18 protein-coding genes are annotated in these 20,679 nt (G+C 42.1%); 11 read left to right on the top strand and 7 right to left on the bottom strand.

Going from position 1 to position 20,679, the window contains the following annotated elements:
- Window positions 1-46: 46 nt before the first annotated feature.
- The gene (locus tag J4N22_RS04960; RefSeq protein ID WP_207492594.1) at window positions 47-3,439 is read left to right on the top strand and encodes a TonB-dependent receptor; all 3,393 of its coding nucleotides are present in this window, start codon (window positions 47-49) and stop codon (window positions 3,437-3,439) included.
- Window positions 3,440-3,641: 202 nt separating this feature from the next.
- Here J4N22_RS04960 and J4N22_RS04955 read toward each other — a convergent pair whose 3' ends face one another.
- On the bottom strand, window positions 3,642-4,469 hold the full coding sequence (locus tag J4N22_RS04955) for an alpha/beta hydrolase (RefSeq protein ID WP_207492593.1): 828 nt from the start codon (window positions 4,467-4,469) through the stop codon (window positions 3,642-3,644).
- 186 nt (window positions 4,470-4,655) lie between these two features.
- Between J4N22_RS04955 and J4N22_RS04950 the strand changes: the two genes are divergently transcribed.
- The 8 genes from J4N22_RS04950 to J4N22_RS04915 all read left to right on the top strand — a co-directional run bounded on the left by J4N22_RS04950 (window position 4,656) and on the right by J4N22_RS04915 (window position 13,136).
- Window positions 4,656-5,609: an ATP-grasp domain-containing protein gene (locus tag J4N22_RS04950; protein WP_207492592.1), complete on the top strand. Its 954-nt coding sequence runs from the start codon at window positions 4,656-4,658 to the stop codon at window positions 5,607-5,609.
- Window positions 5,610-5,721: 112 nt separating this feature from the next.
- A complete protein-coding gene (locus J4N22_RS04945) occupies window positions 5,722-6,837 on the top strand; it encodes a carboxylate-amine ligase (protein ID WP_207492591.1) in 1,116 nt (371 codons plus the stop codon).
- Between the two features lie 200 nt (window positions 6,838-7,037).
- The gene (locus J4N22_RS04940; protein ID WP_207492590.1) at window positions 7,038-7,574 is read left to right on the top strand and encodes an RNA polymerase sigma factor; all 537 of its coding nucleotides are present in this window, start codon (window positions 7,038-7,040) and stop codon (window positions 7,572-7,574) included.
- Window positions 7,575-7,576: 2 nt separating this feature from the next.
- On the top strand, window positions 7,577-9,118 hold the full coding sequence (locus J4N22_RS04935; RefSeq protein ID WP_207492589.1) for a hypothetical protein: 1,542 nt from the start codon (window positions 7,577-7,579) through the stop codon (window positions 9,116-9,118).
- 22 nt (window positions 9,119-9,140) lie between these two features.
- Window positions 9,141-10,133, top strand: coding sequence for a hypothetical protein (locus tag J4N22_RS04930; RefSeq protein WP_207492588.1), 993 nt, complete (start codon window positions 9,141-9,143; stop codon window positions 10,131-10,133).
- 43 nt (window positions 10,134-10,176) lie between these two features.
- Complete coding sequence (locus J4N22_RS04925; protein WP_207492587.1) at window positions 10,177-10,896, top strand: FkbM family methyltransferase; 720 nt, start codon at window positions 10,177-10,179, stop codon at window positions 10,894-10,896.
- Between the two features lie 125 nt (window positions 10,897-11,021).
- On the top strand, window positions 11,022-11,855 hold the full coding sequence (locus J4N22_RS04920) for a type 1 glutamine amidotransferase (protein ID WP_207492586.1): 834 nt from the start codon (window positions 11,022-11,024) through the stop codon (window positions 11,853-11,855).
- A gap of 84 nt (window positions 11,856-11,939) precedes the next feature.
- The gene (locus tag J4N22_RS04915; protein WP_207492585.1) at window positions 11,940-13,136 is read left to right on the top strand and encodes an ATP-grasp domain-containing protein; all 1,197 of its coding nucleotides are present in this window, start codon (window positions 11,940-11,942) and stop codon (window positions 13,134-13,136) included.
- Window positions 13,137-13,173: 37 nt separating this feature from the next.
- On the opposite strand, the gene J4N22_RS04910 is transcribed toward J4N22_RS04915, so the two are convergent.
- The 5 genes from J4N22_RS04910 to J4N22_RS04890 all read right to left on the bottom strand — a co-directional run bounded on the left by J4N22_RS04910 (window position 13,174) and on the right by J4N22_RS04890 (window position 18,137).
- The gene (locus J4N22_RS04910; protein WP_207492584.1) at window positions 13,174-13,653 is read right to left on the bottom strand and encodes a TlpA family protein disulfide reductase; all 480 of its coding nucleotides are present in this window, start codon (window positions 13,651-13,653) and stop codon (window positions 13,174-13,176) included.
- Between the two features lie 115 nt (window positions 13,654-13,768).
- A complete protein-coding gene (locus tag J4N22_RS04905) occupies window positions 13,769-14,125 on the bottom strand; it encodes a heavy-metal-associated domain-containing protein (protein ID WP_207492583.1) in 357 nt (118 codons plus the stop codon).
- Between the two features lie 154 nt (window positions 14,126-14,279).
- The gene (locus J4N22_RS04900) at window positions 14,280-16,385 is read right to left on the bottom strand and encodes a putative porin (protein ID WP_207492582.1); all 2,106 of its coding nucleotides are present in this window, start codon (window positions 16,383-16,385) and stop codon (window positions 14,280-14,282) included.
- An 82-nt stretch (window positions 16,386-16,467) separates the two neighbouring features.
- The gene (locus J4N22_RS04895) at window positions 16,468-17,286 is read right to left on the bottom strand and encodes a purine-nucleoside phosphorylase (protein WP_207492581.1); all 819 of its coding nucleotides are present in this window, start codon (window positions 17,284-17,286) and stop codon (window positions 16,468-16,470) included.
- 167 nt (window positions 17,287-17,453) lie between these two features.
- A complete protein-coding gene (locus J4N22_RS04890) occupies window positions 17,454-18,137 on the bottom strand; it encodes a porin family protein (RefSeq protein WP_207492580.1) in 684 nt (227 codons plus the stop codon).
- A 173-nt stretch (window positions 18,138-18,310) separates the two neighbouring features.
- Here J4N22_RS04890 and J4N22_RS04885 point away from each other — a divergent pair, with 173 nt between their 5' ends.
- Window positions 18,311-18,796 carry a lysozyme inhibitor LprI family protein gene (locus J4N22_RS04885; protein WP_207492579.1) on the top strand — a complete coding sequence of 162 codons (486 nt, stop codon included), beginning with the start codon at window positions 18,311-18,313 and terminating at the stop codon, window positions 18,794-18,796.
- Window positions 18,797-18,856: 60 nt separating this feature from the next.
- Window positions 18,857-19,066, top strand: a complete 210-nt coding sequence (locus tag J4N22_RS04880) for a VF530 family protein (protein ID WP_207492578.1) — start codon at window positions 18,857-18,859, stop codon at window positions 19,064-19,066.
- A gap of 79 nt (window positions 19,067-19,145) precedes the next feature.
- On the opposite strand, the gene J4N22_RS04875 is transcribed toward J4N22_RS04880, so the two are convergent.
- Complete coding sequence (locus J4N22_RS04875; RefSeq protein ID WP_207492577.1) at window positions 19,146-20,477, bottom strand: DEAD/DEAH box helicase; 1,332 nt, start codon at window positions 20,475-20,477, stop codon at window positions 19,146-19,148.
- Window positions 20,478-20,679: the final 202 nt, after the last annotated feature.

Raw genomic sequence — 20,679 nt, 5'->3', positions numbered from 1 at the left:
ATCTTCATCCTTTTATCACTTTCTTTGCACCTGAAATTTTACACCTATGCAATTGAAAAAACTATTCAAGCTGTTTATTGTGCTGCTTTTGCCGTTCGGTTTGGCTGCCCAGGTAACTACCAGTAATATTACTGGAACTGTGGTTAACGCTGCCGGCGACGGATTAGAAGGAGCTACTGTAACTGCTACACACCAGCCTTCTGGAACTGTGTACAACACTGTAACCAAGAAAGGCGGTACTTTCTCGCTACTAAACCTACGGGTAGGTGGTCCATACCAACTGACCATTAACTATGTAGGTATGCGTACTGAAACCATTTCAGATTTTAGCCTGTCGCTGGGCGAACCGTTCATTGTAAAATCTACACTTACTCCTGAATCTCAAGTCCTTACAGGCGTATCGGTAACTACTACACGCAGAACTGTAGTAGACCGAAGTGCAGCTTCTACCAACGTTTCTAACAGGCAGATCACTGCACTTCCTACCATATCTAGAAGTTTAACTGACTTTACCCGTTTAACCCCACAGGCTAACGGTAATAATATAGGTGGTAGAGATGCACGTTATAACAACGTAACTGTAGACGGAGCGAACCTGAACAACAACTTTGGACTGAGCACTGATCCACTTCCTGGTGGTGGTAACCAACCAATTTCTCTGGACGCTATCGACCAGGTAACTGTAAGTATTGCTCCTTACGATGTAAGACAAGCAAACTTCACAGGTGCTAACATTGCTGCTGTTACTAAAAGCGGTACTAACACTTTCAGAGGTTCGGCTTACACCTACTACCGCGACCAAAGCTTCATCGGAAGAAACGTTGCTGGTTTCCAATTACCAGAACAAGCTACTTCTACAGCTAAGATCTTTGGTGGTACTCTAGGGGGGCCAATCATCAAGAACAAATTGTTCTTCTTCGTAAACGGAGAATACGAGAACAGGATTTCTCCTCCGGGAACCAGCTGGACTCCAAGAGGTGGTTCTGGAAGAGGTAATATTTCTAACACTCCTGTAGACTCTTTAATAAAGTTTTCAAGGCATTTGAGAGAGACTTATGGTTATGAAACAGGTGCGTATGACAATTTTCCAAATTTCACCAGCTTCAACCACAAGTTCCTTGGTAAGATCGACTGGAACATTGTAAGGGGTCATAAACTTACTGCAAAGTATAACGAACTGGTAAGTGAGAATGATGTTCAACTGAATGCTACCAGTGTACCAAATGGTGCTACTGGCGGTACAAACGTTTGGACATCTACTGCACGTAATGGCCAAAATGCAATGTCTTTTGCTAATTCTAACTACCGTTTCAAAGATGCTGTTAGATCAGGCGCTTTAGAATTGAACAGTACGTTTGGTGGCAGGTTCTCAAACCAGTTGCTGGCTACTTTTACTAAAATCAGAACTACACGTGTACCTAACAGTACCTTGTTCCCATTCATCGACATCATTGGTGATGGAACCAGAACTGGTGCAGCTGCTACTTATGCAGGTGGTGCTCGTAACAACTATATGAGTGCAGGTATGGAGCCTTACTCAAACAACAACGATGTTAAGAACGACATCTTCAACATTACTGACAACTTTACTTACCAGTTAAACAGGCACTCAATAACTGTTGGTGGTACTTATGAGCAGCAGTATGTAGGAAATATGTTCATGGCAGCTTCTCAGAGCTATTATACCTATGGATCACTGCAGGAGTTCATTAGCGGAGCAAATCCAATTGCTTATGCACTTACTTACAGCAGGGTTCCTGGAAAAGAGGCTGTTTATTCAGCTGAAATGAAAATTGGTCAGCTTGGATTGTATGCACAGGACGAGTTCACCATCAACTCCCGTTTGAAAGTGAACTATGGTGTGCGTATAGACAGGCCAACTTACCTTGATCAACCTTTGGAAAATCCTTCTATCACTGCACTTGCTTTCCCTAATAAAGATGGTAACGGCACAAGGAACTACTCTACAGGAATGTGGCCTAAGTCAAGCTGGTACTGGTCTCCAAGAGCTAGCTTCCGTTGGGATGTATCTCCAGAAGTAGAAAGAGTAACTGTAAGAGGTGGTACAGGTATCTTCACCGGAAGAATTCCATTTGTATACCTGACCAATATGCCAACTAACAGTGGTATGTACCAGGTACAAGCGTTGGCTAACGCATCTCAACTTTCACAGATCACTTTCGATCCAAACCCAACAAGATGGCAGAGCCTGTTTACAGCACCAGCTCCAACACCTAACTCTGCTGGTTTTGTATTGATCGATCCTGAATATAAATTCCCTCAGGTTTGGAGATCAAACCTTGGTTTTGACAAGAAGTTAGGTCAAACATGGACATTGTCTGTAGACGCGTTGTACACCAAAGACCTGAACGCAACGGTAATGCGTAATGCTAACCAAAGAACACCAACTGGTGTGGTTAACTTAGGTGGTGGAAATACAAGACCAAGTTTCACCAACACTTCTACTGCAACACGTCGTGTACACAATAGTTATGCTAATGCAATTGTATTAGAAAACGCTAAAGGCGGTGGAGCATTCCAGTTTACTACTCAGATCAACAAAAGTTTCGCAAGAGGATTTTTTGGTTCACTTGCTTATACTTTCACAGATGCATCTGACCTGACAGCTAATCCAGGTTCTCAGGCAAGTTCTACCTGGCAGAATAACCCAACCAGTGGTACACAAAACGATCTGCAACTGGCGCCTTCTGCTTTTGCCGTTCCACATCGTATAGTAGGTTCACTATCTTATAGAAAAGAATACTTTAAGAAGTTGGGAACTACTGTATCATTATTTTATGATGGTGCTGCGCAAGGAAGATTTAGCTATGTATATGGTGCTGCAGCAGGTACTGCTCCTGCAGGCTTTAGCAATACAGCCGACATCAACTACGATGGTAATAGCCAAGACCTGATCTACGTTCCTCGCAACGCGTCTGAGATCACTTTCATTCCTCAAACTATCACTATCACTCCTGCATCTGGTGGTAACCCTGCAGTAACAAGAACATATACTGCACAGGAGCAGAGCGATGCATTCTTTGCTTTTGTAGAGCAAGACAAATACCTGAGAAACAGGAAAGGACAAGTAGCTGAAAGAAATGGAGTGGTTCAGCCGTTCTACCACAGGGTTGACTTCAAATTCCTGCAAGACATCTTCACTGATATTGGTACAAGAAGACACACGCTACAGTTCAGTGTTGACTGTACTAACTTCCTGAACCTGTTGAACCCTAATTGGGGTGTAAGAAACTTCTTTGTAGTGAACAACCCATTGAGAGCTACTAAGAACCCAACTACAGGAGAAGTTAGATATCAAATGGCTACTTATACGCCAAGTGGTAGCACAACTCCACAATTAGTTGACAGAACTTATATCAACAACAACAACACAGCGAGCACCTGGGCGCTGATGGTTGGTCTGCGTTATATATTCTAGTAGATCAATGATCTAAAAAAAGAAGCCGCTCTTGAAAAAGAGCGGCTTTTCTTTCTATTAATTCCGGGAAAAAGGTTGAACATTAACTAGAACCAACAATACAAAAACAAATCAATCAAACAACAAAACCAAAACAACTAACAAAATCTAAATCAACTTATCACTCATCTACAAAGTAATCCAAAAATCACAGCTCAACTACTTACTTACCCCAACCCCACTTCAGAAACTTTGGCAGAGCCTTAGCCCATGTTTCTACATCATGACGGCCATCCGGCAGTTCAAGATAATTGATATGATCATCGGTATACCCTTTCGACTTTAGCGACAATATCATATCTAACGCATCATCTACCGAATCTATTATGCCATTATTATTTCTATCTGCAGTTTCATCTAATAATCCGGTTTGAAAAAAGAATTGTAACCACGGATGAAACCTGCCTTTCTGTACCTGCAGGTGCATAATGCGATCCTTTTCATCGTTATAGCCGTCATCGTAGCCTTTTCTCCGCCACCAAAGCGAGCCACTGAAAACACCTACTTTGCTAAACTCGCTGGCATTGTTCCATACCAGGTCAAGTGCACTTAATCCTCCTAAAGAAAAACCCGCAAAAGCTTTTTCTTTGAAGGAAGCTATATGGTACTTCTTGCGGATAAATGGCAACAATTCATCGAAAACGAACTTAGAGTATAAACCAGCCTTAGCTCCACGTCCTTCGTAGTCGGCAGTACACACGGTACCATATTCCATTTTTCTTTCTGGCCCACAATGAATGCCCAGGCACATGATCTTCTGTATCTTACCTGTAGACATCAGTTCATCAATCATCTCATCAAAGGGCATCTTTACAAGGTCTTGCCCATCGTTAATGATCAGCAAGCTTACATCTTCAGGAATGACAATATCGGTAGGTAAATAAGCATCTACTTCTACATCTCTTTCTAAAAACTCAGAGTAAATCGTGAGCGTCTCTACAAGAACTGATGATAAGGATTTTGGAGAGGGTGCGGTTTTTTCTTCAGCCATACTGTTCAAAAATAGGTGTTTAAAAAACAATGTTTTGATGACAAAGTTTTTCTATGTAATACATGCTGGGTTTAAAATAGTAAGTATATTGGTGAACGTTCTAATCCCTTAAAAATTTTAGTATTGTTCACTTTTTAAGAATTCAATTACTATACCTATTCCAATACTATCATCTAAAAACAGATTATGAAAAAGATCGGCATTTTGTTCGGTAAGGAAAGAAGCTTCCCGGAAGCCTTCATTGAAAAGATCAACAGCCAAAAGCTAGACGGAATTATAGCGGAACCGGTTCGTATTGATAAAGTAGTACAGGGTGAACCATCAGGTTATGCTGTTATTATTGATAGGATTAGCCAGGATGTTCCTTTCTATCGCGCTTATCTGAAGAATGCTGCGCTTACCGGCACTGCTGTTATCAACAATCCCTTTTGGTGGAGCGCCGACGAGAAGTTCTTCAATAATTGCCTTGCAACCAAGATCAATGTTCCGGTGCCTAAAACGGTTATTCTTCCATCAAGGGAACTACCGAGCGATACATCAGATGAGTCTTTCAGCAACCTTGCATACCCGCTCGATTGGGAAGGAATTTTTTCTTATACCGGCTTCCCAACTTATATGAAGCCTTTTGCCGGTGGCGGTTGGAAGAATGTTTACCGCCTGGATAGCATTGATGATTTCTTCAACGCGCATGCAGAAACAGGCCAACTGGTGATGCTACTGCAGGAAGAGATAAAATTCGAAGAATACTATCGCTGCTATTGTATAGGTGGTAAATATGTACGCATAATGCCATACGAACCACGCAATCCATTTCACCTGCGTTATGTAGCTGACTTTGCTCCTACAGCAGAAAAGCTGGCGGAGATGGAAGACATTGTCCTTCGATTAAATAAATACCTGGGTTATGATTTCAATACAGTGGAACTAGCCGTAAGAGATGGAATTCCTTATGCTATTGATTTTTGTAACCCCGCTCCTGATGCTGAAGTAACCAGCGTAGGCCAGGAGAACTTTGAATGGGTGGTAGAAACCGCCGCTAAATTTGCCATAGAAAAAGCCCAGAGTTTTGAACCAGGAAAAGATAACCTGACATGGGGAGAATATGTTGTACGCAGCAGCGGCAAACAAGCTTTGTATTAATTCATGTAAGCAACAACTCTTCAAAAGTTGTTGCTTCTTTTTCTAAAAGTAGTTCTGTAGATAGTGTAACAGTAATCACCTACGAACAAAAGCAAGAACCAAAAACGACACAATGGCAAGCATCAGCTACAAACACTTTACACTTGGAGTAGAAGAAGAATACATGGTAATAGATCCTCAGACCAGGGAGTTGAAAAGCCATGAACAAAAGATAGTTTCAGAAGGACAAAAGGTGATCAAGGATAAGGTAAAAGCTGAGATGCACCAGGCAGTGGTAGAAGTAGGAACTGATATATGCGAAAATATTGATGAAGCCTATAGAGATGTTGCTGCTTTAAGAACAACCATTTCACAGATTGCCGGCGACCTTGGATTGTGGGTAGGCGCTGCAGGCACGCATCCATTTAGTCATTGGGAGCGGCAGTTGATTACAGATCACATCCGCTATAGCGAAATAGTAAATGAACTGCAGGAAGCAGCCAGGAGTAACCTGATCTTTGGCCTGCACGTGCACGTTGGAATGGAGACACGCGAAATGGCCATACATATAGCCAATTCTGCACGTTATTTTTTACCACACGTCTATGCCCTTAGCACCAACTCCCCTTTCTGGGAAGGAAGGCTTACAGGATACAAATCATTCCGCACCAAAGTTTTCGACAAGTTCCCACGTACCGGCATACCAGATTTTTTTGAAAGCATAGAGTCATACGATAACTACATCAAGCTGCTGGTAAAAACCAACTGTATAGATAACGCCAAGAAGATTTGGTGGGACCTGCGGGTTCATCCATTTTTCAATACGGTAGAGTTCCGCATTTGCGATGTGCCCATGAATATAGATGAGACCATTGCAATTGCAGCTCTTTTCCAGGCTATATGTGCTAAGCTTTACAAGCTAAGAAGCCAGAACCTGAATTTCATTATGTATCACCGTACGCTTATAAATGAAAACAAATGGCGTGCAGGCAGGTATGGTATCGACGGAACTATGATTGATTTTGGAAAGGAAGCAGAAGTGAATACCCGTGTACTTATTTACGAGCTACTTGATTTTGTAGATGATGTGGTAGACCACTTAGGCAGCCGCAATGCCATCAATTATGTGCATCGTATGCTCGACCGCGGAACCGGAGCCGACCGCCAGTTAAAAGTATTTAATGAAACAAAAGATATGAGTGCGGTAGTAGATTATATCCACGACCAGTTTCTAAAAGTGGACCAGTAAGATCTCGCCGAACAAACTCTTCTAAGCAACAACTCGCCGCAGTTGTTGCTTTTTTATTCCCGCTTATATAGGTTTAAGCTCGTATAACTTGTATAGCTATCATGCTGTGCAAGAAAATTTTAGGTTTGTTAGATCTCCGGGCAGCGGTATGCTTTATAAACATATCTAGCCACCGGTCACCGGCCATATATTCAATAACATTGACTGAACACGATCTCATTAGAGGCTGTATTAGGGAGGACATTACCTGCCAGCGTAAGCTATTTGAGCAATACGCTGGCAAGATGATGACCGTATGCCTGCGTTATGCCATTGATACCATGGAAGCAGAAGATATACTGCAGGATTCCATGGTGCGTGTGTTCCGGTATATTCACCAATTCAAATTCGAGGGTTCTTTTGAGGGATGGATCAGGCGTATAGTAGTAAATACTGCCCTGAAGTATGTTCAAAAGCGAAAATTAGCTTTCTCTGAGATCAATGATCATTCTGAACATTCTCCGCGCATTGATGCTTATGCATATTCTAGCCTGGGAGAAGAGGAGATAATGAAACTGATACAACAACTTCCTGAAGGCTACCGGCTGGTCTTCAACCTGAGTATCATAGAAGGATTTAGCCACGAAGAAATTGCTAAGATGCTGGATATACAGCCAGGCACCAGCCGCAGTCAATTAGTAAAAGCACGGAAAATGTTGCAAAACCAAATCGTTAACCTGCAAAAAATCGCCATCTAAAAATGAGTGATCAGCATTTTGATAATTTCATCAGGAACAAGCTACAAGATCATGCATCACCCGTACCGGGCGATATGTGGCAGCGTATACTTGCTGAAAAAGAAAAGGATCGGAAGCCCGCTTTGTGGTGGAATAACTATAAAAACTGGATGCTGATTCTAACTGCACTGTTGGTAACCAGTTCATTTATTTACTTCTATTCAAAGCAAGATGATAAAGGCATAACTCACAGTTCATCTTCAATAGCTCCTGCTAACATACCTGCCCAACAAACAGCTGAACCAACAATAAATTCTATTCCGGGTGGAAATAGTAGTAACGAACCGCTGGATCTTGCTGCCACTTCAACAGCACCTTCAACCGAAACAGGAATAGCAAACAGTACAACAAGTGACGAGGCTAAAACAGCCACTAGCACTGCCGCAAAAGTGGCAACAACCAATTCTTCAATACTTACTACAGACAAAGAAGTAGAACAAGTAGCTACAACACGTGATAGATCTGCTACATCATCAGGCAATGAAAAAAGATCTGCACGAGCATTTGCTAAGTTCAAAAAAGAGGTAACTGCACCGGCCTTTGGTCAACAAGTAAATGAAAAGAAACCATTACCTGCAGGTCTGCCAGCCATTGATGTTTCATTTAATAAAAAAGCGGCAGCGGAGGAAGGTGTTACTGTTTATAACAGAACAGATGCAATACCAATGCTTGCGAAAAGAAGCGGATCTGCATTCTCCAGCTCTCATAACGGCACATTAAACAAACTAAATTTTTTACCTGTAGTAGAATGCCCTCCAGCAGATGGCGAACGCAGGAGCAACTGGTTCTTAGAAGTGTTCGCTTCGCCTGATTACGCAATTAAAAACACAACCAGTTCTAATGATGAATACCTGCGTCGTAAAGACAGCACCGAGAATTTCAGAAGTGCATTCACAGCCGGTTTTCGCATCAGCAAAACCATCGGCCAGAATATGATGCTAAAGTCTGGGCTACAGTTTTCGCAGATCAACGAGAAGTTCAACTTCAGAAGTGAAAACGAACGTAAAACGGTAACGGTGGTAACCATACGTACCATTGTTCGTTCACCCGGCGATACCATAAGAGTAACCGACACCAGCACCATGGAACAGATTGGCTATAGGGTGAAGACCACGTTCAACCGCTACCGCAGCATAGATGTGCCGGTAATATTGGGCTATGAATGGGGTAATGAAAACTTCAGAACAAGCATCAACGGCGGGTTGATCTTTAACCTGCAGTCGTGGCAGCAAGGCGATATGCTGGATACTTCGTACAACCCGGTAATGTTCACCAAAGGCAATTCCATGTTTAAAAGAAATATTGGATTGGGTGTATTTGCCAGTGTGGCTTTTTATAAATCAATTGGAGCCAGCAGCGAAATATTTGCTGAACCTTATTTCCGTTACCACATTAGCAATATGACCAATAGCTCCTTGCCTTTCCAACAGAAGTTTCATGCAGCTGGTCTGAACATCGGACTTAGGTTTAAATTAAATGGCAGGCAGCAATCGTACAGCCGATAATATCTACAAGCAAATGGCACTAATGAAGAACTTGTTTTACCTACTCATATTTACTTTGGTATTTTCTTCGTGTTCAAAAGAAAATTCCGATAGCTTTTTCCCCTATCCTAACAACCCGGTAAATGATACTGCATGGGTACAACATGTACCTGCAAACAACCAGGCCGCACAACTGATGGAAAGCTTGAGAACCGCTCCTGCTACCTCATCTTTCACTGGTAATAATGGTGCGGTGCTTTCTTTTGCTGACCTGCAAGTAAGAATTGCACCAAATTCTTTACGAACTTCTGCAGGTGCTGCGCCTACCGGACCTATCAATATTGAGCTTATTGACCTGAGGAAGAAAGGAGACATGATCCGCTGGTCGAGGCCTACTACCAGCTATGGTAAATTATTGGAAACAGGAGGCGCTTTTCATATTCGCGCTACAAGTAATGGCCAAGAACTAAGGCTTGCACAAAACACATTTTTCCGGATTAAGTACAATACGACTTCACCTAATCAAAGGATGAGCATTTTTTATGGCATTGAAAATCCTACAGGTAATCTTCCTGCAGGTACCAATCCTACTTTTACATGGACACCGGCAACAGACTCTTCTTTTGTAAGTGTTTTTCAACAGCAGGACTCTACAGGCGGCATAGTTCGGGGATACGAGCTTTGGTCGCAGCGGCTCAATTGGGTAAATGCTGATTATTTCATCGACACTACCCAAACCCGCACACAGCTAAACGTACTCTTCCCTATCAATTACACCAACACAAATACCAATGTGTTTGCTGTTTTTAAGAATGAGAACATAGTGGTTCAGCTGAATGCTGATTATGCCACACGCTCTTTCTTCACGGTAAATATGCCTGTTGGCAGGCAGGTTACCATTGTTTCGCTTTCTAAGTTTGGAAACACAATTTTTTTAGGCACAAAAGAAATAACTACCGCAGCTAATATGCCTGTTTCTATGCAGCCTGTGGAGCGCACCATGCAACAGGTAGAGCAATACCTTCAAAATCTGTAGCACAAGCTTATCTTAGCAAGCAGGACACTGTCCTGCTTTTTTTATGTCGGTAAGAAATTTTCTTAAAAAGATTGCGGCACTTCTCCCATTTCCTCTTACAAAAAATGAGTACTACGACAGGTTGACTGAAAGAGTGATCCGGCGTGTATGCAAAGCTGATTCTACATGTGTTGATGTGGGCGCAAACGAAGGAAAGATACTGGCGCTATTCATTCGCCATTGCCCGGCCAGTATGCATTATGCATTTGAACCTATTCCTTTTTTATACCACAAACTAAAACGGAGGTATAGCAGTGCGGCGCATATTCATCCATTAGCAATCAGCAACAAAAGCGGAACTAGCAGTTTCAATTATGTGATAACCGACCCTGCTTATAGCGGGCTTCTAAAGCGTCCTTACGATAAGCCTGAAAAAGATGAGATCATAGAAGTTGCAACCGCTACTTTGGATGAAGTAATACCTGCATCGGAAAAGATAGACCTGGTAAAACTGGATATAGAAGGAGGAGAATACCATGCACTGCAAGGAGCTTCAAACCTGCTGCAGGCACATCATCCACACATTTTATTCGAATTTGGAAAAGGCGGATCTGATGCCTACGGAATAACTCCGGCCATGATGTATGCCTTTTTAAAAAGCAAAAATTACCGGCTAAACACATTGCCACGATTCCTGTCGAACAAGCCACCACTCACCCATCCACAGTTCGAGCAGCACTTCCACAAACGGTCTACATTTTTTTTCATTGCTTTTCACGGGTAAAACACCTGCTAAAAGATAAAAAACAGGAATTACATCTTCTTCATTTACAAGCTGGTACACCTGCATCTGCGGCTATAACAGCGTTTAAACAGTGATGGCGGCAGAAAATTAGTAGTTTTGCCGGCATGAATTGGAATGAAAACCGACAGGTACGCATAGCTCTCCTTGACCTGTACGAGGGCAAGGAGAACCAGGGTATGCGCTGTATCCGGGAGATTGTTCATCAATGGGGCCAGGCAAACCAACTGGAATATGTGCTGGATGAATTTGATGTAAGGCAGAATTTAGCCGTGCCGGGACTTAATTATGACATTTATATATCCAGCGGTGGCCCGGGTTCACCATTGGAAAGCATAGGAAGCGATTGGGAGAATAAATACTACGAGTGGTTGCAAAATGTAGAAGCATGGAACAATGATGTTTCTAAAGAAAACAAGAAGTATGTCTTCTTTATCTGCCACAGTTTCCAGATGGCTTGCAGGTATTACAATGCAGGCAATGTGTGCAAACGAAAATCAACGGCTTTTGGCATTTTCCCTATTCACATGATGCAGGGTGCTAAAGGTGAACCTGTTTTTGAAGGACTGAAAGATCCTTTTTATGCAGTGGATAGCCGCGACTTCCAGGTGATAGAACCAAACCATGCACAGCTGAAAAAACTGGGAGCTAAAATCCTGGCTATAGAAAAAGAACGTCCACATGTGCCTTACGAACGTGCTGTAATGGCCATTCGTTTCAGCGACTATTTTATCGGCACTCAGTTCCATCCTGAGGCCGACCCAACAGGTATGAGTATGTACCTGAACAGGGAAGACAAAATGCAGACGGTGATAGAAAACTATGGTCGTGAGAAATGGCAGAACATGATCGATAACCTGAACGACCCGCGCAAGATCACCCTTACTTACCAAAATATTTTACCCAACTTCCTTAACCAGGCAGTGGCAGTGCTAGCATAGTGGTTATAGCATGGTAGCAGAATAATCCTTGCCGTTTATTGGCAGGGATTATTTATTTTACGAAGTATCAATAAATTATCTGCAATGGTAAAGGCTATAAGGAAAGAGTTCAACGAAGGATTTACAGAAGAAAAATACCAAAGCTACCTGGACGAGCTGCATGGGCTTCACCCGGGCCAGCTGGATTTCCGTGTAGCTGAGACAGGAATCTTCTGCGACAAAGACTTCACCAACAAAATGCTTTCTGCCTGCGAGGCTATTGTAGATGTTATTTTGGAGCCTTCATTCAAGGAACAATCTACACGCGCCATACCTGCCAATGTTCATGTTCCCGGACAAGAAGGTATTCCAAATTTCATAGCTTTCGATTTTGGGATTTGTGAAAATGAACAAGGTGGACTAGAGCCACAGCTGATAGAAATGCAAGGCTTCCCTACACTTTTTGCATACCAGGCATGGCATAGCAAGACCATGAAGAAACACTTTCCATTGCCGCCAAATTATGACAGCTACCTGAACGGGTTCAACGAAGAGAGCTACTATAAACTCTTAAAGGAGATCATAATTGGAGATCATGCACCGGAGCAGGTTATCCTGCTGGAAATATTCCCACGCAACCAAAAAACAAGGATAGACTTTTTTGTAACAGAAGACGCCTTAGGAATCAAGATGGTCTGCCTTACGGAGCTGATAAGGAAAGGCAACAAATTGTTTTACCTGCTGGATGGAAAAGAGACGGAGATAAAGCGCATTTACAACCGGGTGATTTTTGATGACCTGCAGCAACAAACAGCCGAAGTACAGGAAAAAGGGAAACTTCTACTGGATGAACTGGATGTTGAATGGGTGCCGCATCCTAATTGGTTTTATCGCATTAGTAAATACACGCTGCCTTTTATAGAACATCCTTATGTTCCGCCAACCAGGTTTCTGAATGATGTAAAGGAACTGCCTGAAGACCTGGATCAATATGTATTGAAGCCGCTATTTTCCTTTGCAGGGCAGGGAGTTGTGATTGATGTTACTAAAGAAGATATTGAAAACGTAAAAGACCCGGAAAATTGGATACTGCAGAAAAAAGTAAAATATGCTGATATTATAGAAACACCAGGTGAACCAGCTAAAGCTGAGATACGCATTTTTTATTTCTGGAAAGATGGAGAACCACGCCCCGTGGCAACACACAATCTTGCACGATTAAGTAAAGGAAAGATGATTGGTGTACGATACAACAAAGACAAGACCTGGGTGGGCGGATCTATCGCATTTTTTGAGCAATAGCAATAAGTGATTGAAGTTAATTGGCTGTTGTAAACTACTACAGTAGTTTCTTCAGCCAACCTTCCAGTTCTTCTCTGCCAGGATTTACCGCCACTACTACACCATGCTTATCAAGCAAAAAAGTAGAAGGAATAAACTGCACATTGTAAACCTGCATTAGCCTACTACCCCTGCTCGCTTCTGGATCAAGCACCTGCAGCCATTTTATTTTATCTTGTTTTACAGCGTTGATCCATGCACCCTTGCGCTCATCCACTGATACGCCCAAAACCTCGAAGCCTCGTGAACGAAATTTTTCATAAACAGGTAACAGCTCTTTATTGCTTTGCCTGCACGGACGACACCATGAAGCCCAAAAGTCAACCATCACCACCTTGCCTTTTAGCGAGGCAAGGCTTATGTTTTTCCCATTAGCATCAGCTAGTGTAAACTCTGGTGCCTTGGCTCCTACAGGAGGTTGTGCAATAACTGTAAAATGAATTGTTGCAGTAAGTAGAAGCAGGATCAGCTTTCTCATGTAAGGGGTTTGAAGAAACAATAATAAAGAAACAACGGCAGCAGCAGGTGCAGCGGGTAGAATTTAACAACTACCAACTGGCCGTTAGGAAAAGCTATTTCCAGGTAAAACTTTATTATTCTTTACTGCCTGCCGCTTTTCTATCGTATTTGCAGCAGCCATGTAGTTTCTTGTATGCTTCTTCCGGTGCAGTAAAATTCTTGGTATCGTGACCAACAGCAGCTACAGCCTTTTCTATTTGCTCCATAGAAGTCTTTTCATCAGCAATAGTCACTGCTAACACTTTCGTATCATAATTATAAGTGGCAGTAGAAGCGCCAGCAGCAACAGCAGCTTTTTCTATACGGCTTTTACACATGCCACAGTTGCCATACACTTTTACGGTTTCTTTTTTACCAGCGTTTGTTTGTGCATTCGCTGAAAAAGCAACTACAGAAAATATAAAGGCAATAAATACTTGAAGAGTTTTCATACCAAAAATTAAATTGATGTAAACAGGATGACAAATGTAAGGCAGCAGGAGAAACTATAGCGTGACTGGTAACAGGTAGGTATGTTAAAGATGTTTATAAGTCAAAAGGCAAAAGTCAAAATTCAAAATTCAAAAACTATAAAAACAAGTCTTCCTAGTTAATAAACCTCCAGAAGATCCCGATCCTTACCCACAGCGACGGGTAGTAATAGTGCGGCACAAACTGGCTTTCTTTACTGTAGTTGCCTCCGCCACCAGGAATGAGTGACTGCAGGTTCTCCAGGCGTGTAAATGCATTAAAGGTCTTGATCCGGAAATTGAAGAACACATTTACCTCTGGCCTGTTGCGAAGCATCATGGTGTCCTGGTAAAAGAACTGCCCGACAAAAGGAGAATATCCATCGCCTCTGAAAGGTGTATGATACCGCAGCTCAACACCTGTTGCCAGCAGCATATTTTTGGCATAAATTCCCTGGTAGAAGAAACGATGGTTGGTAAAGATCAACGGCAGGTTGACTGGCGGGTTGCCTGCGGTCTGTTGCAAATGAATGGCAGAAACCAGGTTCAAACCTTTACCCCAGCGAAATCTTTTCTCAGCAGTCAGGTGAAGTACATTGAACAGGGGCGAGTATTGCTGCGCAGATAAAAATCCATTAAAGTAGCTATAGTTACTTACCAGGTAAAGATTTCCTGAAAGGTTAAAGCCATAGCGGTCGTTGTTCAGTTGCGCGCTGATGCGGGTGATGTTTTCCTTATCAAAATTCTGTGTAGTGGTAACCGGGAAACTGCTCGCCTCGTTAAAAACAAATGAAGGTGTCCGGTTCACATTCATGAAACCGAGTTGAATAAAACCTAGCCGTGCATTTAGTACACGCTTAAGCCGCACTTCAGCCAGGTAGTCGCCTGCATTCAACCCATTGATGTAGAAATTACCCTTTGCTTCCAGGTCCCATTTCTGGTTGCGAGTGCGGTTGCGGTATTCTCCATGAACAAATAAGTTGTGAAACCTGTCACCCGTACTATCAAAAGTAGCACGCAGGTTCTGCAGGGTAATACCAGCTTTCAAAAACTGGTTTAGGTTATTCTTCTCAGGAAAAGAAACCAAGCTGAAATCATTTCTTATTTCGCGCCACCTGTCGTTGAACTTCAAAGAATCATTCATCCCTACCGTTAAACCGAATATGTTCTGGTAGTCTACATCACGTGTTGGATTTGGCTGGTTGGGAACATCTTTAAAAAGATAATCGAAGCTGCCATAGCGAAGGGTATGTTCTAACCTTAGCCTCGGGTAAAATAACTTGATGGTGGTGCTATCATTTACAACCAGCGAGTCTCTCTGCCCAAGATCGTACTGGTGGCGGTACAGGAAAACATCTTCTTTATAAATATTTCCCAGGCTGATATTGGTGCTTAAGAAATCGCGCCTGAACTGCACATCACCACCTAAACGGGTTGGTAGCAGGAACCTGTCGTCGTAGCGGCTATCACCTAACAGGCTGTCGTATTTCACGCCACCATTTTCCGAAGCTTTAAAACGGTTGCTGATGAATATTCCATAAGCAGTATATCGCTTGTTGTTACTCTGGTAGTGCCCGTTTATTCTAAAACTATTGTGGCTGGTGTTCTGGCTTTTGAAAAAACCCGGTGAATTAATGAACCGGTACTGGAAAGCCATGTTGAACGTAGGCTTGATGTTTTGCGTATGAAGGATATTGATCATCTGCTCGGTCTTACTTCCAAGCAGGTAGCCCATTTCGGTAAAAGGCCTGGTGGTTTGGTAAAAACGTGTATCCTCTACTTTCAGCCTGTAAATATCATAAGCATGAAAACCAGCATCCCAACCGGGGCGTGTGTTGGGATTGAAAAGTAAAGAACGGGCAGCAGTACCATGATTTCCAAGATGGACATAATGCGGTGGCACTGGCACCCGGTTATAAAAATTATTTACTGTGGAGTCAAGAAAATGGATGCGAGTAGAATCAAAGATGCGGAAGTAGATGGTGATTGAATCTACATTGCTGTCGCGCCTTTGCAAAGTATCTGTACGTGCATTGGTAGCGGTAGGAATAGGTCTTCCGGTAGCATCAAATCGGCGCACGGGTGTGGTCGTTTGTTCGTTTATTACTTCTCTTCCTCGCTGCGCCTCAGCACCGGTAGCAATAAATAATAAGAGAATAATTAAGATGCTATAGTGAATACTTCCTTTCTTCATGTATAGAAACAACAAATGCTGCACAAAGTAAAGGTAAAGGTGCAGCATCTGTTTCTTTCAACTGATTTTAACAATAGCAGGAGCAATAAGTAGTACTCCATTTATAGAACAATATGGAGAACATTCTTCTTTAAATAGCTCCTACCAGTTCAGTAAATATTGCCGTAAGTTTTGGCTCAGCACTACGTGCTGCTTCCAATACTTCATCGTGGGTGATGGTGTTCTCTTCTTCGCGAATGCCAATGTCGGTAATCACGCTCATGGCAAAAACTTTCATTCCCATATGTGCTGCAACAATTACTTCCTGCACAGTGCTCATGCCCACAGCATCGCCACCTAATGTTTTAATGAGCAGGTACTCGCTACGCGTTTCAAAGGTGGGACCGGTAACACCAAGGTAAACTCCAGTATGAACAGGTATTTCCAACCGTTCAGCAATTGTTTTTGCTTTAGCAATTAGTTCCTTGCTATAAGGCTCGCTCATATCAGGAAAACGTGGCCCCAGTTCAGCTTCATTTTTTCCAATTAATGGGTTGATGGCAAAAAAGCTGATGTGATCGCGAATGATCATAAGGTCACCAACTTTAAAATTATCACCAGTTCCGCCAGCTGCATTCGATACCAAAACAGTTTCTACACCCAGCATTTTCATTACACGTATTGGGTAAATTACCTGCTGCGGTGTATATCCTTCATAAAAGTGAAAACGACCAGCCATTGCAACAACTGTCTTGCCATTCATCTGGCCAAAGATCAATTTACCGCTGTGGCCTTCTACCGTACTATGCGGAAAATGTGGAATGTCTTCATAAGGTATCTCCTGCTCCACCGTCATACCACTGGTGAAGTTACCTAGGCCACTTCCCAGTACAATGCCTACAGTAGGCGTGGCTGTATAAAGAGAATGTATATAATCAACCGTTTCTTTTAGTTGCGCTAAAACTGCCATAAATAAAATTTGAAGTCGGCAAAGATAGCCGTAAAATGAGTAGTGACAGGAGTAAACTATCAGCTGCAACTCTAGAATAACTTGACGCTCATCATAAAGTATTACCTACAAAAAAGGACTGCCGCATGGGCAATCCTTTTGATTGATTGATTGTTAACGATGAGAGATTACTTCTTATTGTTCAGCAGGAAACCTACAGTAAGTTGTGCTCCAATGTTCCTGTACTTGCTGTCTTCTGAGCCAATGTTTGAAAGACCAAACAAACCTCCGGCATTTACAAAGAAGCCACTGTTGAATTGCATACCAGCAATAACATTTGCACTGAAGTCAAAGCGCTTAAATCCAGCACCCTCATCTTCTTCTTTTTTGAAAGTCTTTGCATCTTCTGAATGATGTTGCGCTGGCATGCCTGGTATAGATGGGAATGAAACTGTCATATCAACTTTAGTTTTTCCACCGATACCATAACCCAAAGAAGGACCAGCACCGAAGAATACTTTACCATTTGCAGTGTTGATGTTGTAAGCAAGCACTACAGGAAGTTCCAGGTAGTTCATGTTTACCTTCATTTCACCACTGTAGGTACCAACATCAGTGTTTCCGCTGCCTTTCATCTTTACACCTTTCTGCAAATAATTAAGAGACGGGCGAAGTGTAAGTGCATCAGTAAGTCCGATTTCTGCTACCACGCCTATTCCAAAACCTGGTTTCATAGACTTTTTCATACCTTCCATTTCCTCACCCACTGATGCTGAACTTACAACACCTAACGCCTGGCCACCGAAACGAACCTGGCTAAAACCTGCTGTAGCAAGTAAAGACGCTGCTGCTAATAAAAATACCTTTTTCATAATTGTAGTTTTTGTTTTGATGTGTTTTGATTTCGGTTGCAAAAATGCTGTGCAGTTGGTAGCAGGCCAATAGCATACTTATGTGGTTGGGATGAACGGTCGGTAAAGAAGATGAACTGCAGGTAGATAAATTCTAATGTTATTGCTGAATAATAAGTAATAAAAAATCTAGTATGCTAATAATACAGAAGCGAATACCTAACAGTAGATTTTACATTCAAATTATTAGGAGGAAAGCATATGTTTTATTTTATCTGCAGGTACTATTTTATTTCCCAGCACAGGCACAAAATAAAAATGACCTACAGCATCTTGAAAACCTTTACCAGTCTTGTCTTGATAAAGGAGAAGACATGAATGGATGTGCACGCACTTATTACTTGCAGATGGATAGCATGCTAAACGTTACCTATAAAAAACTACGCTCTACTTTAAATGCTGAAGAGCAAAAACAGCTGAAAACAGAACAACTGCAATGGCTGCAAAAAAGAGATAAATATTTTGCAGAAAATAAAAAGAAAATAAACTATTCTACAGGTAGTAATTCTCCTATTCCCTCTGATGAACTAATGCTGATGTATGATCAGCATGCATTATTTGTACAACAAAGGATTTATTATATGGTAAATAAATTGCAGAAAAAAGAAAATGCACAGTAAATAAAAAAACAGAATAAATAGGAGAATTATTTCTTTCCAAACTTTTTAAAAAAATAATATATGACAAATAATGATCCGCTACATGGCAAAACGCTGGAAATGATCCTCACATACCTGGTTGATCGTTTTGGCTGGGAAAAGCTTTCAACCTACATCAACATCAATTGCTTCAAAAACAATCCAAGCATAAAATCAAGCCTAACTTTTTTACGCAAAACTCCGTGGGCACGCAAGAAAATTGAAGACCTCTACATCAGCACCCTGAAGTAGTTTACGTAATTAACCAACCAACTTCTCAACCTATTAACTTATTAATTTATCAACTTCCCAACCTATCTATCAACAACCACTACCGCCTCTTCCCTCTCTTGGTTATTGGTTTACCATACTTCTTTTTCATTTGGTCGCGGCGGGTAACTTTTTTATTGGTCTTGCTGTTCTTAGCCGACTTTTCATGAAACGATGCACCGCGCTCCTCCCGCTTTGGCAGTTTCACCTGTATCTCCTTCATGTGCACCTTAGGTATCTCATCTTCGGTAAGCACTGAAGAAATCTCAAGGTGCGGCGGCAACGGTAATACAGGAATTTCTACACCCATCAATTCTTCTATTGCCTTACGGGCTTCCTGTTCTTTTTCAGCTATAAAACTAATAGCTATACCCTGCTTATCAGCACGACCTGTACGGCCAATGCGATGTATGTAATTTTCAGGCACAGGTGGTACATCAAAATTGATTACGTGCGTTACTTCGGCTACATCTATACCACGCGCTACAATATCAGTAGCTATAATAAAACGATACGATCCATCCTTGAACTGCCTCACCGTGTTGAAACGATGGTTCTGTTCCTTATTAGAATGTATAACACCAGCCTGTTCAGGAAATGTACTTTCCAACTGCTCAAACAGGTCATCGGCCTGCTTGCGCGATGCAGCAAATACCAGCACCTTTGTCATCGTCTCATCTTCCTGCAACAATAACTTCAGCAGGTTTACTTTGGTATTGAAGTTAGGCACCTCGTATGCCTGCTGAACTATGTTCTCTACAGGCGTACCTGCGGGTGCAGCTTCTATGCGTGTAGGTGTATCAAAATATTCATTCATCAATTCCTCCACTTCTTCTATAAGTGTGGCAGAAAATAAAAGGTTCTGCCTGTTATCCGGAAGCAGTTCCAGGATGTTTTTCAGCTGTGAGCGAAAGCCAAGGTTCAGCATCTCGTCCACTTCGTCTATAACCAGTTTTTTGATGCTCTTCACTTTGAATGCACCGGCCATTGCCAGGTCAAACAACCTACCGGGTGTTGCCACCAGCACATCCACGCCATTTTGCAGCTCCAGCTTTTGAGTATTTATATTGGTGCCACCGTATACACCTATTGCCTCTACTGACATATAGGTTGCCAGCTTTTTCACCGTTTCTACCACTTGTGCTACCAGTTCTCTGGTAGGCACCAGTACCAGCACCTGCGGGTTCTTTTCTTTAGAAAATTTCCACTGGTTTAGCAGCGGAAGCAAATAAGCCAATGTTTTACCTGTACCCGTTTGCGCAATACCACAAACGTCTGCGCCACTCATCACCACCGAAAAAACCTTTTGCTGAATAGTGGTAGGTGTTGTGTATCCAAGGTCGTCAAGGGCGTTTACCAGTTGCTTATTTATCTTAAAATCTTTGAAGGTCATATCTGTAAATGATTGGCAAAGGTAGCACCGTTCTACTTGAGTGAAATCAAAATAACAGGAGGTAATTGAGCTACAGGCTCAACTGAATCCAATTCATGATTTTCCTATCCTACTGAGGCTTAACAACATCGGGCTTTCTATTATATAAACCAGCTGCACTAAAGTCTCCTTCTTTCCTTCTCCACATATTTTTCCCTAATTT

Source organism: Aridibaculum aurantiacum (genome assembly GCF_017355875.1).
GTDB classification, from domain to species: Bacteria; Bacteroidota; Bacteroidia; order Chitinophagales; family Chitinophagaceae; genus Segetibacter; species Segetibacter aurantiacus.
Note: the sequence above shows the minus strand (reverse complement) of the source record. Positions and strands in the feature narration are given on the sequence as shown.

What these genes read in the sequence shown, in the direction of transcription:
- J4N22_RS04960 (WP_207492594.1), top strand. Translation starts at nt 47, where the DNA reads ATGCAATTGAAAAAACTATTCAAGCTGTTTATTGTGCTGCTTTTGCCG.
- J4N22_RS04955 (WP_207492593.1), bottom strand. Translation starts at nt 4,469, where the DNA reads ATGGCTGAAGAAAAAACCGCACCCTCTCCAAAATCCTTATCATCAGTT.
- J4N22_RS04950 (WP_207492592.1), top strand. Translation starts at nt 4,656, where the DNA reads ATGAAAAAGATCGGCATTTTGTTCGGTAAGGAAAGAAGCTTCCCGGAA.
- J4N22_RS04945 (WP_207492591.1), top strand. Translation starts at nt 5,722, where the DNA reads ATGGCAAGCATCAGCTACAAACACTTTACACTTGGAGTAGAAGAAGAA.
- J4N22_RS04935 (WP_207492589.1), top strand. Translation starts at nt 7,577, where the DNA reads ATGAGTGATCAGCATTTTGATAATTTCATCAGGAACAAGCTACAAGAT.
- J4N22_RS04930 (WP_207492588.1), top strand. Translation starts at nt 9,141, where the DNA reads ATGAAGAACTTGTTTTACCTACTCATATTTACTTTGGTATTTTCTTCG.
- J4N22_RS04925 (WP_207492587.1), top strand. Translation starts at nt 10,177, where the DNA reads ATGTCGGTAAGAAATTTTCTTAAAAAGATTGCGGCACTTCTCCCATTT.
- J4N22_RS04920 (WP_207492586.1), top strand. Translation starts at nt 11,022, where the DNA reads ATGAATTGGAATGAAAACCGACAGGTACGCATAGCTCTCCTTGACCTG.
- J4N22_RS04915 (WP_207492585.1), top strand. Translation starts at nt 11,940, where the DNA reads ATGGTAAAGGCTATAAGGAAAGAGTTCAACGAAGGATTTACAGAAGAA.
- J4N22_RS04910 (WP_207492584.1), bottom strand. Translation starts at nt 13,653, where the DNA reads ATGAGAAAGCTGATCCTGCTTCTACTTACTGCAACAATTCATTTTACA.
- J4N22_RS04905 (WP_207492583.1), bottom strand. Translation starts at nt 14,125, where the DNA reads ATGAAAACTCTTCAAGTATTTATTGCCTTTATATTTTCTGTAGTTGCT.
- J4N22_RS04900 (WP_207492582.1), bottom strand. Translation starts at nt 16,385, where the DNA reads ATGCTGCACCTTTACCTTTACTTTGTGCAGCATTTGTTGTTTCTATAC.
- J4N22_RS04895 (WP_207492581.1), bottom strand. Translation starts at nt 17,286, where the DNA reads ATGGCAGTTTTAGCGCAACTAAAAGAAACGGTTGATTATATACATTCT.
- J4N22_RS04890 (WP_207492580.1), bottom strand. Translation starts at nt 18,137, where the DNA reads ATGAAAAAGGTATTTTTATTAGCAGCAGCGTCTTTACTTGCTACAGCA.
- J4N22_RS04885 (WP_207492579.1), top strand. Translation starts at nt 18,311, where the DNA reads ATGCTAATAATACAGAAGCGAATACCTAACAGTAGATTTTACATTCAA.
- J4N22_RS04880 (WP_207492578.1), top strand. Translation starts at nt 18,857, where the DNA reads ATGACAAATAATGATCCGCTACATGGCAAAACGCTGGAAATGATCCTC.
- J4N22_RS04875 (WP_207492577.1), bottom strand. Translation starts at nt 20,477, where the DNA reads ATGACCTTCAAAGATTTTAAGATAAATAAGCAACTGGTAAACGCCCTT.